Source organism: Methylobacterium sp. ME121, from assembly GCF_000974725.1.
In the GTDB taxonomy this organism is placed as follows: domain Bacteria; phylum Pseudomonadota; class Alphaproteobacteria; order Rhizobiales; family Beijerinckiaceae; genus Methylobacterium; species Methylobacterium radiotolerans.
The window spans coordinates 13,318-29,478 of sequence record NZ_BBUX01000016.1 but is presented as its reverse complement, the minus strand read 5'-3'; the positions used below and the strand labels follow the sequence as shown (position 1 = coordinate 29,478).

Annotated in this window: 11 protein-coding genes and 1 pseudogene; 1 reads left to right on the top strand and 11 read right to left on the bottom strand. The window is 70.6% G+C overall.

Annotated features, from left to right (window positions below; all coding sequences use genetic code 11):
• Nucleotides 1–64 precede the first annotated feature (64 nt).
• From ME121_RS12960 to ME121_RS12920, 9 genes are all read right to left on the bottom strand, one after another.
• The gene (locus tag ME121_RS12960) at nucleotides 65–484 is read right to left on the bottom strand and encodes a RidA family protein (RefSeq protein ID WP_024827482.1); all 420 of its coding nucleotides are present in this window, start codon (nucleotides 482–484) and stop codon (nucleotides 65–67) included.
• Between the two features lie 265 nt (nucleotides 485–749).
• A complete protein-coding gene (locus ME121_RS12955; RefSeq protein ID WP_059408980.1) occupies nucleotides 750–1,736 on the bottom strand; it encodes an alpha/beta fold hydrolase in 987 nt (328 codons plus the stop codon).
• Between the two features lie 800 nt (nucleotides 1,737–2,536).
• Nucleotides 2,537–5,287: a hybrid sensor histidine kinase/response regulator gene (locus tag ME121_RS33600; protein WP_089231015.1), complete on the bottom strand. Its 2,751-nt coding sequence runs from the start codon at nucleotides 5,285–5,287 to the stop codon at nucleotides 2,537–2,539.
• Between the two features lie 296 nt (nucleotides 5,288–5,583).
• The gene (locus ME121_RS12945) at nucleotides 5,584–5,982 is read right to left on the bottom strand and encodes a DNA-binding transcriptional response regulator (protein WP_059408954.1); all 399 of its coding nucleotides are present in this window, start codon (nucleotides 5,980–5,982) and stop codon (nucleotides 5,584–5,586) included.
• 77 nt (nucleotides 5,983–6,059) lie between these two features.
• On the bottom strand, nucleotides 6,060–9,623 hold the full coding sequence (locus tag ME121_RS12940) for a PAS domain S-box protein (protein ID WP_052516986.1): 3,564 nt from the start codon (nucleotides 9,621–9,623) through the stop codon (nucleotides 6,060–6,062).
• A gap of 8 nt (nucleotides 9,624–9,631) precedes the next feature.
• Nucleotides 9,632–10,441, bottom strand: a complete 810-nt coding sequence (locus tag ME121_RS12935; RefSeq protein ID WP_012329890.1) for a Crp/Fnr family transcriptional regulator — start codon at nucleotides 10,439–10,441, stop codon at nucleotides 9,632–9,634.
• Between the two features lie 167 nt (nucleotides 10,442–10,608).
• Nucleotides 10,609–11,778, bottom strand: a complete 1,170-nt coding sequence (locus tag ME121_RS12930; RefSeq protein WP_012329889.1) for a hybrid sensor histidine kinase/response regulator — start codon at nucleotides 11,776–11,778, stop codon at nucleotides 10,609–10,611.
• A gap of 8 nt (nucleotides 11,779–11,786) precedes the next feature.
• Nucleotides 11,787–12,212, bottom strand: coding sequence for a response regulator (locus ME121_RS12925; RefSeq protein ID WP_012329888.1), 426 nt, complete (start codon nucleotides 12,210–12,212; stop codon nucleotides 11,787–11,789).
• Nucleotides 12,196–13,320 (bottom strand): sensor histidine kinase, encoded by a 1,125-nt coding sequence (locus ME121_RS12920; RefSeq protein WP_059408979.1) that lies wholly within the window; start codon nucleotides 13,318–13,320, stop codon nucleotides 12,196–12,198. The genes ME121_RS12925 and ME121_RS12920 overlap by 17 nt, the downstream gene beginning before the upstream one ends.
• A 405-nt stretch (nucleotides 13,321–13,725) precedes the next feature.
• On the opposite strand from ME121_RS12920, the pseudogene ME121_RS33595 reads away from it, so the two are divergent.
• Nucleotides 13,726–13,847, top strand: a pseudogene (locus ME121_RS33595) (IS5/IS1182 family transposase); the annotation flags it as partial.
• Between the two features lie 563 nt (nucleotides 13,848–14,410).
• Here the strand turns inward: ME121_RS33595 and ME121_RS12915 are convergent.
• Together ME121_RS12915 and ME121_RS12910 are read right to left on the bottom strand one after the other, a co-directional pair.
• The gene (locus ME121_RS12915; protein ID WP_076729952.1) at nucleotides 14,411–14,764 is read right to left on the bottom strand and encodes an avidin/streptavidin family protein; all 354 of its coding nucleotides are present in this window, start codon (nucleotides 14,762–14,764) and stop codon (nucleotides 14,411–14,413) included.
• A gap of 138 nt (nucleotides 14,765–14,902) precedes the next feature.
• Nucleotides 14,903–16,159, bottom strand: coding sequence for a molybdopterin molybdotransferase MoeA (locus ME121_RS12910; protein ID WP_059408953.1), 1,257 nt, complete (start codon nucleotides 16,157–16,159; stop codon nucleotides 14,903–14,905).
• Between the last annotated feature and the right edge of the window lie 2 nt (nucleotides 16,160–16,161).

The window sequence follows — 16,161 nt, the reverse complement described above, 5'->3', positions numbered from 1 at the left end:
GGCGCGGGGAGACCGGGCCGAACAGCATCCCCGCAGGACATCGTCCCCGCGCGGGCGACGCGGCTCAGCCCTCGCGCGCGTCCGACGACGGCGGAGCCGCGCCGCCGCGATGGGCGATGAGGTCGATCTCGACCAGGGCGTCATAGGCGAGCCCCGTCGTGCCCACGCAGGTCCGGGCCGGCAGCCGGTCGGGCGGGAAGAAGGACTTGTAGGTGTCGTTGAAGGCGGCGTAGTCGCGCTTGAACTCCGTCAGGAAGGCGCGCGCCACGACGACGTTCTCGAGGCCCAGACCGAGGCCGGCCAGGACTGTACCGAGATTGGCCATCACGTTGCGGGTCTGCGCCTCGATCCCGTCGGGCAGGACGCCGGGCCTGTCCGGGGTGTCGGGCATCTGGCCGGTGACGAAGACGAAACCGTCGACCTCGACCGCGTGGCTGAACGGGGCGACCGGCTGCGGCCCTCCGGAGACCATGTGAAACAGCATGGCCGACGAGGCTGAGTGGGGCTGCGGCACCGCGATCTCCCTTTACGACGGGCTCGACCTGCCCGATCTTCGTGCTCCAGGTCCGCGACCGTAAGGTCACGAGCGGGCCGGGGATAGTGTCGGCCCGGCAGCCGGATCCGAGCCGCCCCCGGCGGATCCCGATCACCCCGAAGCCGATCGTGCCGATCGCCGCTCGGGCCGGAGGAGGCCGGCCGCACGCGAACTGCGTGCGACGGCACGAACCATTCCTGAGCGGTGGACAGGCTCAGAAGACCCGCCGGATCTCCTCCGCGATCGCGTCACCGTCGGTTTCGAGGGCGAAATGCCCGGTGTCGAGGAGGGTGACGCGCGCCTCCGGGATGTCGCGCCGGAACGCCTCGGCTCCGGGCGGGACGAAGAACGGGTCGTTGCGGCCCCAGACGGCGAGCAGTTTCGGACGGCGCGCGCGGAAGAAGGCCTGGATCAGCGGGTAACGCTCGAGATTGCGCTTGTAGTCGAGCTTCAGCGTCACCTGCCGGTCGGCATTGCCCGGCCGCGCCAGGATGGCGGCGTCGAGCGTGTACGCCTCGGGCTCGATGCGGGACGGGTCGGCCACTCCGTGGACATAGGCGGCCTTGACGCCGTCGAGGGTCATGCGGGCGCGGATCGCCTCGACGGCGGTCTCGTCCGGCGCCGCCCAGTACGCCCGCAGCGGCGCCCAGGCCGCCTCGCCGAGCCCGTCGAGATAGGCATTGCCGTTCTGGGAGACGATACCGGCGACGCGGTCGGGACGGGTGAGCGCCAGATCCCACGCGACCGGCGCCCCGTAATCGAACGCGTAGAGGATGTAGCGGTCGAGGCCGAGCGCGTCGACGAACGCCCCCATCGTGCGCGACAGCGACGCGAAGTCGTAGACGTAGGCGCGATCCTCCGGCACCTGCGTGAACCCGAAGGAGGGCAGGTCGGGCGCGATCAGGCGGAAGCGATCGGCCAGCTTCGGCATGAGGTGCCGGAAGTAGAAGGACGAATTGGCGAAGCCGTGCAGCAGCAGGAGGAGCGGGGCGTCCGGGCGGCCAGCCTCCCGGTAGAAGACGTCGACGCCGTCGGCCCGGACGGTTCCGTGGCGGACCTCTCCGGCCTGCGCGGGGCGGAGCTCCGCCCGCGCGGCCCCCACCCCCACACCCGTCGCCAGCACACCGCCGGCGAGAAGATGCCGCCGCGTCGCGCGCGCCAATCCGCGCCCGGTGACCTCAGGTCCGTACTCGTGTCGCATCGTGGCGCGCCTCAGGCTGGCGGGACGGAACGCGTCGAGCTCGACGGCCGCCGGGTCGAACGGCGCGACCGCTGAGAGGGACAGCGGCACGCCTGACCGGGCGGCGGCCCGGACGCGCGGACCCGATGGCGAGACCATCATGCAGGGACGCGGCGCGGATCAGAACAGGGTGTCGCTGCAATTCACCCTTCCGCGCCGTGAAACGGTCGACGGGCGTCGCGGCGAAGGATCCGCTCACGAAAGTCCAGCGCTCCTCTCGAGGGTGTCGCGAAGTCGAGGAACGCCCGTACCTTGAGCGGGGCGGTCCCTGCCCGACCTGGACGAGGCGGATCGGGATCGGGTCGAGTTCGAACGGTCGCAGCACCAGCGCCTGCCGCCCCGCCACGACGAGGGGAGCCGCTCAACCTCGGCATCCTCAGGAAGAAGACGGACGTGTGAGTCCAGCACGATCGCTGCTTCGAGCCACGGGACGGTTCTCGCCACGCTCCAAGGCCGGGCTTAGGATGGCCGTTCGAAGGGCGTCCTCGAAGACAGCTCAGGCCATCGACCGGAGGGTCTCGTCCGCGGCGAGCGCCCCGCAACTCGCGATGCCGTCGCCGTGGTGGCGCCCGCCATCAGGGTATCGGCGGCCTCCATGGCCGCGACGACCTTCTGCGCCTCCGCCGCGAGCAGGAACGCGGCATAGAAGGGGTTCAGCGTGACGGCTCCGGTCGGTCAGTCGCATGCGGCAAAGCCGAGGCGAGGCCCCGGTCCCTGCGGACGCTGACGCGGGTCGCCACCCACGGGGCGGGCGGCGCGGTTCAAGCCTCAGCGATGAGGTCCTTGATGCGGGTGGCGAGCGTTTCCAGCACGAACGGCTTAGTCAGGACCTGCATGCCGGGGCGCAGGTAGCCGTTCCCGAGGACCGCGTTCTCCGCGTAGCCGGTGATGAACAGCACCTTCAGGTCGGGACGCCGTTCGCGGCCGGCATCCGCCATCTGCCGTCCGTTCATGCCGCCGGGTAGCCCGACGTCGGTCACCAGCAGATCGATGCGCACGTCCGACTGCAGCACCTTGAGTCCGGCGACGCTGTCGGCCGCCTCGATGGCGGTATAGCCCAGGTCCTCCAGCACCTCGGTGACCAGCATCCGCACCGAAGGCTCGTCGTCCACGATCAGCACCGTCTCGCCCTGGCGGGCCTGCCCCACCTCGGCGAGCCTTCGCGCGACCTCGTCCTCGTCGGCCTCGCCGTAGTGCCGCGGCAGGTACAGGCAGACGGTCGTGCCCTCGCCGACCTCGGAGTAGATCCGCACCTGGCCGCCGGACTGGCGGGCGAAGCCGTAGACCATGGACAGGCCGAGGCCCGTGCCCTCGCCGGTGGGCTTGGTGGTGAAGAACGGTTCGAACACTTTGTCGACGAGGTCCGCCGACATGCCGGTACCGGTGTCGGTGACGCAGACGCTGAGGTACTGGCCGGGAGACAGGTCGTGCTGGCGGCCACCCGCCTCGTCGATCCACTTGTTCGCGGTCTCGATGGTGATGCGGCCGCCATCCGGCATCGCGTCACGCGCGTTGATGCACAGGTTGAGAAGCGCGTTCTCCAGCTGCCCCGGATCGATCAGTGCCGGCCACAGCCCCGAGAGCCCGACGACCTCGAGGTGGATCGATGGGCCGACCGTCCGCCGGACCAGCTCCTCCATGTCCTTGACCAAGCGGTTCACGTTGGTCGGCTTGGGGTCGAGAGTCTGACGCCGGGAGAAGGCGAGCAGGCGGTGGGTCAGGGCGGCGGCGCGCTTGGCCGCGCCCTGGGCGACCGTCATGTAGCGCTCGAGGTCGCCCATCCGTCCCTGGGACATGCGGGTCTGCATCAGTTCCAGCGAGCCGGAGATGCCGGCGAGCAGGTTGTTGAAGTCGTGCGCGAGGCCGCCGGTCAGTTGCCCCACCGCCTCCATCTTCTGCGACTGCCGCAAGGCCTCCTCGGTCCTGGCCAGCGCCTCGGCCTGCCGCTTGATTTCGGTCACGTCGCGCACCGACGAGTAGATGAGCCCGTCGCGCGGCACCGCGTTCCACGACAGCCAAAGGTAGCTGCCGTCCTTGCAACGGTATCGGTTCTCGAAGGTAAGCTGGGCCTCCCCGCGCGCCAGGCCGCCGGCTGCCGACACGGTCGCGGCGACGTCGTCGGGGTGGACGAAATCGAGGAACGGGCGCGCCTTCATCTCGGCGTCGGTCCACCCGAGGGTCCGGGGCCAGGCGGGGTTGAGGCTGACGAAGTAGCCGTCGAGGCTGGCCACGCAGAGCAGGTCGGACGACGCCTGCCAGATCTGGTCGCGTTCGGCGGTCCGGGCGGCGACCTGGCGGGCGAGGTCGGCCTCGGTCTGCGCCCGAACGGTCACGTCCTGCACGAAAACATGGAAGCCGTCGACGCGGCCGCCGGCGTCCCGGCGCGGGAGGTAGCGGATCTCGGCGACCCGGTGGCGCCCGTCGCGATGCGGCCAGTCCATCTCGAAGGTGACCGGCTCACCGCCGAGAGCCCGGTCGATGAAGGGTCGGCGTGCCGAGTACGCGTCCGGCCCGAGCAAGTCCCTGACATCCCGACCGACGATCTGCCCGGCCGGGACGAAGAACCAGTCGTCATAGGCCTCGTTGGCGAACCGGTAGACGTGGTCCGCGCCGATGAAGGCGATGAGCACCGGCAGGGCGTCCGCGATCAGGCGGAGTTCCCGCTCGCCGGCTTCGGCGCGCTCTTCGACCCGGCGCCGCTCGGTGATGTCCGAGAAGAAGACGGCGACCCGGTTCGCCGCGGCCTCGCCGGTCCGCAAGGCGCGCACGTCGAACCAGCGCCCGAACACCTCGGCGAAGTGCTCGAAGTGCGCGGGCTCCCCGGTCAGGGCGACGCGCCCGTAGGTGTCGAACCAGTGTCGCTCCAGGTTCGGCGCGAACTCGCTCACCCACTTGCCGGCAACGTCGGCGCCAGTCTGCCGCACGAAGGCAGGGTTGGCTTCGACGATGCGGTAGTCGACGGCGCACGCGTCCTCGAACCTGATCTCGATGATGCAGAACCCGACCTCGATGCTCTCGAACAGGGTCCGGTAGCGCGCCTCGTTCTCGCGCAGAGCGACCTCGGCGCGTGTGCGCTCCGTGACGTCGTGGCCCTCGACGAAGATGCCCGCGACCCGACCGTCCGCGCCAGCGACCGGCTGGTAGACGAAGTCGAAGTAGCGCTCCGTGGCCGGGCCGCCCGGGTCGGGTTGAAGGTCGAGCCTCGCGCCGGTCGCCCGGTGGGCTCGGCCGCTACGGAACACCTCGTCGAGCAGGTCGACGTAGCCCTGAGCGGCGGCCTCCGGCAGCGCCTCGGCGACGGTGCGGCCGGCCACGTCGCGACCGTCGACCATGCGCTGGTAGGCCGCGTTCGTCAGCGTGAAACGGTGCTCGGGCCCGCTGAGCAGGGCGACGAAGCTCGGGGCCTGCTCGAACATCTGCGCGAGGGAGGCCGAGTGCCCGCGCAGGCGCCGAACCTCGGCTTCCAGTTCCTCGCGGGACAGCGTTCCCGGGTCCGGTAGGGGTAGGTGCATGATCGCTCGACAGGTTCCAGCCGCATCGCTCGCGACCGGTCAGAAGACGCATTGGTTGTGGTGAGCGGCTCCGGCCCGGCGGGCGGGATACCGGCGAGATGTGTACCGCGCGGTCATGGAGCGTTGACCGGACCGGGCGGCGGATCGCCGATGGGCGGCGGAGGCTCGCCTCCCGGGCGCGGCGTGTCAGATTGCATGGTGAAATCCCCGGGGTGCGCCTGTCGAGCGGCGGACGTCAACGCGCACAGTTTCCGGCGGATGCGCCCTCGGCCGGCTTTCCACCTCGTTCAATCCCTTTACCCGAACGTTAGCGCCGCTCGTTGCCGCAGGGCGTCGCGCAGGGCCGGGATGCGGCCGGCCCGCCTGGCCGCGACGCGCAGGACCGCCTCGCGCAGGTGGCTTTCCAGGCACGGGCGGGCGACGAACGGGACGCCTCCCGGCAGGTCGCCCGGTCGCGGGGTCATCTGCGCCGAGACCGCGACCAGGGCCGCGTCCGGGCGGCGGAGGACCACCTCGCGCGCGGGGGCGAGGCCATCCACGGAACCCGGCATGCGGCCGTCGGTGACCGTCAGGGCGACCGCGCCGTCCAGCCGTTCGAGCGCCGGTGCGGCGTTCCCGGCCTCGACCACCTCGTAGCCCCCGGCTTCGAGGTGGTCGCAAACCTCCAGCCGGAACAGCATCTCGTCCCGGACCACCAGGGCCGTCGTCGGTGTCGGGCAAACGGTCGTGGCGCGCGGCAACGGTCGGGGCCGCCCTCCGCTGCGCCGCATCCTCAGCCGGTGGCCTGAAAATCGGTGAGCGCGGCCTCTATGACGCAGCTCACCCCCTCGGGACGGTAGTCGAGTGCGAGGCTGGCGCTGACCTGTGCCGTCAGGCCGCGCTCGATCAGGCGCGACCCGAAGCCCTTACGAGCCGGCGGCACGACCGGCGGGCCGCCGCGCTCGGTCCAGGCGATGCGCAGGCGCGGCGCCGCTGCCGGCCCGACCAGGGCGGCCTCGACCGTGACGGTCCCGTCAGGCACCGATAGCGCGCCGTACTTGACCGCGTTGGTGGTCAGCTCGTGCAGGGTCAAGGCGAGGGACAGGACGGCCTTTCCGCCGATCTCGACGTCCGGACCCACGAAGGCGACGCGGCGCCCCGCCGATTCCTGCACGCCGACGCCCTCCCGGACCACAGCCGCCAGGGAGGCGCTCTCGGCGGCGCCGCCGAGGAGCACGTCATGCGCCTTACCGAGGGCGACCAGCCGGCTGCCGAGGACCTCGCGCGCCGTGTCCATGTCGGCCGCGCCGCGCAGCGTCGAGGCGGCGATGGCCTGCACCATCGCCAGCAGGTTCTTCATGCGGTGCGAGAGTTCCTGGTTGAGCAGGTCCTGCCGTTCCTCGGCCCGATGACGGGCGTCGATGTCGGCGACCGCCACGACAGCGCCGACGATCGTGCCGCTCTCGTCGCGCATCGGCACGCCGACGATCTCGATCCAGACCCGGGTCCCGTCGCCGCGCTGGTAGTGGCATTCGAGCGCCGCGTGTTCGGCACCCTCGCGGATGATCCGGCTCAACGGGTACTCGTTGGGCTCGACGCGCCGTCCGTCCTCGTGGAAGGCGACCCACTCCCCGTAGCTCTCGGCGTTCGGCGATGGCAGCACCGGGTGACGGAAGATCTCCTCCAGCCGGCGGTTGCCGCCGACGATGCGACCCGAAGGCGCTTCCGCGAACAGGATGCCCACCGGCACGGTATCGAGGACCGCCCGAAGCGACGCCTCACTCGCTTGCAGGGCCTGCCGAGCGCGGTGCTGCTCCGTCAGATCGCGGGTGACCGTGCCGTAGCCGAGCAGCTCGCCATTGCGGTCGCGGACCTGGAAGATGTTGTAGTGCACGGGTACGCCCGCGCCGGTGGCGAAGTTGCGGAAGTGCAGCTCGCCCTCCCAGAACCCGTCGCGCTCGGCCGCGGGAAGGACATCCGCGAGGATCCGGTCGTGCTCCCCCGGCACGAAGTAGTCGAGGATGCGGTTGGTCCGGGCGGCAAGATCGGGCAGCCCGACAAGCCGGCGGCCGGCCTCGTTGACGAAGTCGACCGTTCCGTCGGGTGCGGCGAGGCCGATGAAGTCACGCGACTGCTCGACGAGGGCGGCGAGCTTGCGCGCCTCCGCCTCCGCCCGGCGCTGGTCCTCGACGTCGACCAACACGGTCACGGCGGCCTGGATCGTACCGTCCGCGTCCCGCACGGGACCACTCGACACCTCCAGGGGCCGGACGAGGCCGGTAGCGGCGTTGCGATAATGCATCTCCTCGGCTCGCACGGTCTCGCCGTGACGCAGGGCCCGCAAGGTCGGATAGTCACCCGGCTCGTAGCGGCGCCCGTCGGGATGCTGCGCGCCATACGAGACGTAGCGGGCGTCGCCCTCGGTCCCGAGCCCGTGCCCGAGGAGTTCCTCGGCCCTGGCATTGATGACCGACGGCACCTCCGCCGTGGCGCCCGCTATGGAGATCCCGACCGGCGCCTGCTGGAAGACCGCGTGGAGCAGGCCGCGTTCCAGGGCGAACCGGCGCTCGCTCTCCCGCAGCGCGTCCTCCGCCTGCTTGCGTTCGCTCAGGTCGAGCATCGCGCCGATCATGCGCCTCGCGCGTCCTTCGGCGTCGCGGATGACGTAGCCGCGGTCGAGCACGTGGGCGTAGGACCCGTCGGCGCGCAGGAAGCGATACTCTTCGGTCCAGGCCGTCCCCGCGCCGTCGATGACCGCGCGGATGGCGGAATCGATGCGGGCTCGGTCCTCGGGATGGATGTGCGCGATCCACCATTCGCCGGTCGGCTCGACCGCGCCGGAGGCATGGCCGTAGGCTTCGTTGAGGGCCTCGTTCCACAGGACGTGGTTCGTCGCCAGGTCCCAGTCCCAGATCGCGTCGTTGGTCGCCCGCGCGACGAGCCGGTAGCGCTCCCGGCTCTCCTCCAGCCGGGCGACGGCTTCCTTCTGCTCGGTCCGGTCGCGCAGGATCTTCACGAAGCCGATGGCGGCGCCGTCCTCGTCGCGCAGCGCCATCATCTCGCCGTTCGCCCAGAAACGCTCGCCGTCGCGGCGCAGATGCCAACGCTCGTCGATGCCGCGGCCGTTCTCCATGGCGGACCGCATCTCCTTGTCGGGGATGCCGTCACGCCGGTCCTCGGGCGTGAAGAACGCGTCGGCAGGCTTGCCGCACATCTCCTCGGAGCGCCAGCCCAGGATGCGCGTCGCGCCGGAGTTCCAGTCGGTGACGCGGCCTTCGAGGTCCAAGACGATGATGGCGTAGTCATGCGCGCTGTCGAACACGGCCCGGCGACGGTACTCGGTCCGCGAAGCCTCGCTCCTGGCGGCGACCTCGCCCGCCTCGGCCAGGCCCGTGGCGACCGTCGCGGCGAAGACCGCGGCGGCCCTGAGGTCGTCCTCCGAGAAGGCGGCGGGCCGGCTCGACTGCAGCTTCAGGACGCCGACCACGGTGCCGCCGCGGCGCACCGGGACGAGGAGGCAGGAGCGCAGGCGCGAGCTCTCCAGCACGTCCCGCTTCGCCCGCGGGTCTCGGAGGACGTCCGGGACGAGGAGCGGGATGCCCTCCCTGATGCAGGCGCCGGCGAGGCTCCCCTGGACCGGGAAGCGGAGGCCGAGATGCGGCGTCAGGTCGTCGGTGACGGCGCGATAGACCAAGTCCTCGCCGTCGCGCATTTCGACCGCGCCGGCCTCCGCTGCCGGCACGGCACGCATGGCGCCGGCCAGGACCGCCCTGAAACTCGCGTCGAGATCGCCGCCGGTCGCGACGACCGCGGCGAGGGTCTCGGCGATGGCCGTACGCTGGCGCTCGCCCCGGTCGCGCTCGGCCAGGGCGCGGCGGAGCACCAGCTGGTCCACCACCTGTCGCGCGAGGCGCTCAAGATTCTCGACCTGGGCCGGTGTCAGCCCTCCCGGGCGGGGTGCGTGGTCGATAACGCAGAGGCTTCCCAGGACTTCGCCTCCGGGGCTTCGCAGCGGCGCGCCGGCATAGAAGCGCAGGTGCGGCTCGCCGGTCACCAAGGGGTTGCCGAGCGTGCGCGGGTCGAGCGTCAGGTCCGGGATCTGCAGCACGCCCGTTTCGGCGAGGACGAACTTGCACACCGAGCGGTCGAGGTCGGTCTCGCAGGGCGGGAAGCCGGCGCGAGCCTTGAACCATTGCCGGTCTCGGTCGAGCAGGCTGATCAAGGCCACTGGCGCGGCGCAGAGCTGGCGGGCGAGGTGGACGATGTCGTCGAAGCCGCGTTCGGGCGGCGTATCGAGGATGCCGAACGCCGCGAGCGCGAGAAGCCGCGCGTCCTCCTCGATCCGGGCGACAGGCATGACTTGGTTCACGGGCTCCCCTCCCGCACGACCGTCGATGGCGGCCGGAGTCTCTCGGGCTCGGCGACGTCGACGGCGATGATCCGCCCGCCGGGCGCGTAAACGGCGCCCATCACTTCCTCGAAGTGCCGCCGCACGGTGGCATGGCACTCGCAGGCTCCGGCCTCGGCGCGGGCGCGGTCCGGCAGCGTGATGCGCCCGTGTCCGATGCCGATCAGCCCTTCGCGCTGCATGCGGCCGAGGACTTCGGTCAGGTACGCTCGTCTCACACCGAGCATGTCGGCGAGGAGCTCGTGGGTGACCGGCAGTTCGGCGGTGCCGATCCGGTCCTGCAGGGTCAGGAGCCAACGCAGGCAACGCCGCTCGATGGTATGGGCGGCGTTGCAGGCCACCGACTGCAGCACCTGGGCGAGCAGGCAGTCGGCGTAGCGCACGAACAGGTCGCGGATGCCCTTGGAGGCGTGCTTGGCCGCGGACAGACGCGCGGCGTCGATCCGGATGACGGGCCCGCCAACCTGGACCACCGCCTGCCCGAACGCCGGCAGGTAGCCGTGGCTGACGACGCCGCCCATGGCGCCTTCTCGGCCTATCGTCGCTGTCTCGACCGACTTCCCGTCGATGAGCGGCACCACCAGGGTCACGACGCAGCGTTGCGCGGGGAAAGTGACGTGGCTGACGTCGTCGCCGGCGCGAAACAGCACGTCGCCGCGACTGACCTCGCGACGCTCGACGTGCGGGGCCAGCAAGGCGCGGTCGGCCGCGTTGAGGGCTTCGAGCAGCAGGTTGCCGTCGATGGAAGACGATTTTCGGGCAGTCACGAGAGCGGTCCGGGCCGGCGCGGCCGAATTGTCCAGTAGCGGACTTCCGGGCGCGAAGATGTCCGATACCTGACAACTGGCGGCGAAGTGACCGCCGCGGCACGGGATTTCAGCCGTCGATTGCCTCGACTAACGCCGACGGACAACGGACGGTGCGCGCCGGCGGGTCAGGTGAGCGCCGCGACGGACGGGATCGGCCCCGACACGACGGGGGCCGGCAGCCGAAATCGGAAGGTGGTTCCCCGGTCGATGGCGCTCGTCACGGTCAGCACGCCCCCCTGGCGCTCGACGAGGTCCCTACAGAGCAACAGGCCGAGCCCGCTCCCACGCTCACCCGCCGTGCCGTTCGTCGTCGTCCGCCTGTCCAGGCGGAACAGGTCATCGACCTTGCCCGGCGGCATGCCGATGCCGGTGTCGGTCACCGAGATCTCGACCTCGTCGCCGTCGCGCCGACCGGCCACCGTGACGGTTCCGCCCGGCAGCGTGAACTTGACCGCGTTGCTCACGAGGTTGCGCAGCACCGTGGCGAGCATGTCCCGCTGTGCCCGAACGACGACCCGGTCGCACGTTACCACCAGGCCGATGCCCTTATCGGCGGCAGCCTCGGACGCACCCTGCATCACCTCGGCCGCCAAGGCGTCGAGACCGACGTCGGTCAGGGCCACCGCCATCGTGTCCATCTGCAGGCTCGCCCAGGAGAACAGGCTTTCGAGCAGGTCATAGGCCTGCGTCGCCGCCTCGTGGATGCCCTTCGCCCGACGTTCCACGGACGCGGGGTCGCGCGCCGCGACGGCCTTGCCCAGCACCTCGGACAGGCCGAGCAGCGCCTGGAACGGATTGCGCAGGTCGTGGGCGATGATCGAGAACAGGAGGGACTTCTGCCGGTTCAGCGTGTCGAGTTCGAGCGACTTCGCCTCCGCCTCGCGCCGCGCCGCGGCGAGCTCCGCCTGGAAGGCTTGTCGGGCCTCGGCGTAGCGGATCGCACGGGCCAGGCCGGAGGGCGTGACCTCGGCCTTGTCGAGGTAGTCCAGCGCCCCCGCCCGCATCAGCCGGGTCGCGAGGTCCGGGTCGGCCTCGCCGGTCAGCATCAGCACCGCCCGCGCCTGCCCCTCGGCCGCCAGCAGCGTCCTGAGCAGCGCGAACGTGTCGATGCCCGGCAGCCGGTAGTCGAGCAGCACGCAGTCGAAGGTTTCCTCCGCGGCGAGGCGCAGGCCCTCGTCGCCTCCCGGCGCCTCCGTCAGCGAGTGCTTGAGCCCGGACTTGGCCAGCGCCCGGCGCACGGCCGCCCGGTCGACCGCGTCGTCGTCGATCAGCAGGATGCGGGTCGGGGTCGTCACGGGGGCGGCTACGCCGGGAACTCCACGACCTTCCAGTAATGCTCCAGCAGCGCGACCGCCTCCATGAAGGTGTTGGCCGGGTCGCGCTTGACGATGTAGCCGGCGACGTTGTGCCCGTAGGCGCGCATCCGGTCCTCGTCGGCCTTCGACGTGGTGATCATGAACACCACCGCCGAGCGCAGGTCCTCGTCGGCGCGCACCGCCTCCAGGAACTCGATGCCGTTCATGCGCGGCATGTTCAGGTCGAGCAGGACCAGGTGCGGCTTGGGCAGGCGCTCGCGCCCGTTCTCGCCGCGCAGGATCTCCAGGGCCTCGATGCCGTCGCGGGCGACGGTGATCGGGTTGCCGATCTTGCTCTTCTTGAAGGCGCGCTTGAGTCCCTGGACGTCGACCTCGTCGTCGTCGACCAGCAGGATGTTAACCGTCGAACCCATCCGTCCGCCCCTTCCCGCCGTCGAGCGGCCACGTGAAATGCACCGTCAGGCCACGCCCGTCGGAGCCGTCCGCGAGCCAGACCTTGCCGCCCTGCCGGTCGACCAGCTTGCGCACGATGGCGAGCCCCATGCCGCTGCCCTCGACCTCGTCGCGGGGCTTGAGCGTCTGGAACATGCCGAACACGCGTTCGCGGAACTGCTCGGGGATGCCCGGCCCGTCATCGGTCACGACGAACTCGACCGCGCCCCCCGATGGTTTGGCCTCCACCCGGATGTGCCCTTGGGCCGGCCGGTCGTGGTGCTTGATGGCGTTGCCGATCAGGTTCTGCAAGGCCTGGGTGAGGGGCGCCCGGGGGGCATGTATCGTCGGCAGGGAGGCGTCTGCCGAGATGGTGAAGCCCTCGGGTGGGCTGACCAGGACGGCGAGCTCCCCGACCAGCGCCCGGGTGTCGACCGTGTCCATGGTCGCGTCCGCCCTTCCCGCCCTGGAGTAGGCCAAGAGGTCGTCGAGGAGGCTGTCCAGCCGACGCACGCGGCTCTTGAGGAGCTCCATGTTCGTTTGCACGTCGCCGGTCAGCGAGCCTTCCAGATCCTCCTCGATCCACCCGACGAGGTTCTCGATGCCGCGCAGGGGCGCCTTCAGGTCGTGGGAGGCGACGTAGGCGAACTGCTCCAGTTCCTCGTTCGAGCGGCGCAGGTCGATGGCGTGACGGGCGAGCCGGCGCTCCAAGCCCTTGCGCTCGGTGATGTCGGTGTTGGTCCCGAACCAGCGCAGGATGCGTCCGTCGGATCCGCGATGGGGTTGTGCCAGCGACAGGAACCAGCGGTACTCACCGTCGGCGCCGCGGAGCGGGAAGGTATCCTTCCACGGCTCGCCGGTCCGGAACGCCTCGCTGATGCGTCCCACCACGCGCTCGACGTGGTCGGGGTGATGGACGTCGCGCCAGCCCCATCCACGCATCTGCTCGATGGTGGTGCCGGTGTAGTCGTACCAGCGGCGGTTGTACCAGATGATGTCGCCGTTCGGCTCGGCCACCCAGGCCATCTGCGGCAGGGCGTCGGCCAGCGCGCGAAAATCGTCCGCCGTCAGGTTCGCGGCTCGCTCCACCCAGCTCTCCTTCGTCGAGGCGGCGGGTGAGACGGCGAAGAACAACTCTTCCCGATCGGGAACCGGCGCGGGCGCCAAGTGGGACTGGAAGGCGGCGGTGGCAAGGCCTGCCGACGCGTGACCGGATTCACCGATGCTCGCCACCTCAGCATCGCCTCGACGACGGCGATCTCGAACGATCGGACGACGCGGACCCGATGCGCGACGGGACGCGGGCCATGAGGCGCCGCCCGTTGGATGAGGCTGCCGAGCGGGAGGACCGCGTTGAGGCGGTGGGCGACCTGGCGGCCCGCGGGCCTCCCTGCGCCAACCCTTACCGTCCCGGCGCGCGGCCAACGCATCCGCCCTACGGAGCGGCGCGCACTGGCAGCTGCCATGCTTCATCTGCCGGGGTGAAAGAGCGGGCGGACCGGGCGCCTGTCCGGCCATCTCAGAAACTGGGGCGCGTTGCGACCCGCTGTGTTCGCTCGACCTGCAACGATCTCGCCGCTGTCGCGCGCGTTTCCTGTGTCATCGCATGGACTTGAAGGAGTCCCCGACCCGAGGGATGGCTCGAGGCAGCTTTGTGAGGGCAGGCTTCCGGAGGCGGCGGTGGGCCGCGATGGCGTTCCCCCGAGACGCTCAATACGCGCTCCGTTGTTCTCCCGCAAAAGGATGAGCTGTATCGGCTTGGCAGCCTTCAGGGCCGCCAAGTGATCGGATAGCTGGCGCACGAACGTCTACGGTGGCGGTGCTGCCTGGGCGGGCTTCTACGACCGCGTTGGCTCGGTGAGAGGCCGCCCGCTTCGAACTGGGCTTCGCCGAAGCAGTTCCGCTGTCGACCCTATTACGGCGCGCCGGATCGGCAGCACACGCAGCACCAGACAGTCAGCTTCGCGCCCCTCCCGGCCATTCCGCTGGACTGGAAGACGTTCCGCAAGCGGACGCCCCCACGTGCGAACAGCCATTCGCTGACCCGATGCCGAGAGGACGGGTTGGAGGACGCAGCGGCAAGCCGATCGTTGTCGGCGATGAACGCGCCGACCGCTCCTCCCTTCGATCGCGCCGCCCGCTCCTCAGGATGACATCGAGGATGGAAGCGGCCCTGCCATCATGAACAGGCGTTCTCGACCTTTGAGAAGATGGTCGTCTCGAGGGCGATGGGGTTGTCCTCTGCCTTCGGCTTGGAACACCGCTCGACGGCATGAAAGACCGCGTGGATCTCCTCGGCCGTTTCCTCGTCGGCGCGCACGAGACGCCCGGTCCAGGCCGTGATCTCCTGCGGCGACGACGTGCTGGTCACGAAGCCGATGATGTCGCCCTCGGCCGTGCCGACGAGGATGCGGCTTCGATGCGTCTGCGCAGGGCCGGGATTGGCGGCGGTGTAGGTCCCGGAGACGGCCTCGCCCATCTGGAGGAGGCGAAGTTCCGCGCCTGCTCGGCTCCGCCAGACACCATCGAACATCGTTGCCCAAGCCCGCCGACCGAGCGGCCGCTCGCACGGCCTATCACAAGCGATATAGCAGATTTGATATAACGAAGGCGCGGGCCCGGCAATGCTCGGGCGCGGTCTGTGTCCCGTGAGGCTCTGCGTGCGGCCTCGCTACCAAAGGACTTCGTGCGGATGGAACCGCACGACGTCGCCCGGCACGACCTCGGTCCGGTTATCCTCCAGTTCCACGAGGCCTTCGGTCTCGGTGAGCGATGACAGCATGCCCGCGCCGTCGCGCTGGAACTTCCGGACTTCCCAGGTGCCGTCGGCGTCCCGGGCGAGGCTGACCCTGACGAACTCTCTGCGGCCCGCTCGCTTCCGGTAGGAGAAGGCCGCCCTGGCGTTGAACCCGCGCGGCGGCGCGTAAGCCTCGCCGGCGAGCCGGGCGAGGAGCGGCCGCACGACGAACAACAGGGTGACGTAGACGGCCACCGGGTTGCCGGGCAGGCCCAGGAACGGCTTGCCGTCGATCATGCCCATCGCGACCGGACGCCCCGGCTTGATTCCCAGCCTCCAGAAGACGAGGCGCCCGATGGTCTCGACGGCGGTCTTCACGTGATCCTCGTCACCGGTCGACACGCCGCCCGAAGTCAGGATCACATCGTGCTCGGCGGCCGCCGTCGAGAGCCTCGCCGCGAGCGCCGTCGGATCGTCACGGATGACGCCGAGATCGCTCGCCGCGACGCCCATCCGCCGGAGAAGCGCGAGCAGCAGGACGCGGTTCGAGTCGTAGATCGCGCCTGGTCTCAAGGGCGCCCCCGGCTCGACGAGCTCGTTGCCCGTCGAGAACACGCCGACCCGCAGGGTGCGGCGAACCTTCAACATGCGCAGGCCGACCGCGGTCGCCAGAGCCAAGTCCTGCGGCCGGAGACGCCGGCCGGCCGCGATGATCGACGAGCCCTTGGCCGCGTCCTCGCCGGCGTCGCGGCTGTTGGCGCCGCGCTTCAGCCCGAGCGGCAAGGACACCCGGCCGTCGGGCAGGACGTGGACGTCCTCCTGCATGAAGACGGTGTCGGCCTCGGCCGGCATCGGGGCCCCGGTGAAGATCCGGGTAGCCGAGCCCACCGCCGACACGCCCTCGGACGACCCGCCGGCCGCGACGACCGCGCCGACCGGCAGCACCGTCGCGTCGGAGGCGCGCAGGTCCGCGAAACGGACCGCGTAGCCGTCGACGGCCGAGTTGGGGAACGGCGGGACGTCGATGGGCGCGACGCAATCCTCGGCCAGGATGCGTCCGTCGGCGTCCTGGACGGGAACATCCTCGGTGCCGACGACCGCTACGAGCCGCTCGCCGAACAGGGCGTGCGCGTCCTCGATGGTCATCAGGGGGCCGCCGAACGCGAAGCAGTCGTCGCTGAGCTGGGCCATCC

Bases quoted from the DNA above. Each gene is read 5' to 3' on its own strand.
- ME121_RS12940 (WP_052516986.1), bottom strand. From the start codon at position 9,623: ATGCCTGTCGCCCGGATCGAGGAGGACGCGCGGCTTCTCGCGCTCGCG.
- ME121_RS12915 (WP_076729952.1), bottom strand. From the start codon at position 14,764: ATGTTCGATGGTGTCTGGCGGAGCCGAGCAGGCGCGGAACTTCGCCTC.
- ME121_RS12925 (WP_012329888.1), bottom strand. From the start codon at position 12,212: ATGGGTTCGACGGTTAACATCCTGCTGGTCGACGACGACGAGGTCGAC.
- ME121_RS12960 (WP_024827482.1), bottom strand. From the start codon at position 484: ATGCTGTTTCACATGGTCTCCGGAGGGCCGCAGCCGGTCGCCCCGTTC.
- ME121_RS12910 (WP_059408953.1), bottom strand. From the start codon at position 16,159: ATGGCCCAGCTCAGCGACGACTGCTTCGCGTTCGGCGGCCCCCTGATG.
- ME121_RS12955 (WP_059408980.1), bottom strand. From the start codon at position 1,736: ATGCGACACGAGTACGGACCTGAGGTCACCGGGCGCGGATTGGCGCGC.
- ME121_RS33600 (WP_089231015.1), bottom strand. From the start codon at position 5,287: ATGCACCTACCCCTACCGGACCCGGGAACGCTGTCCCGCGAGGAACTG.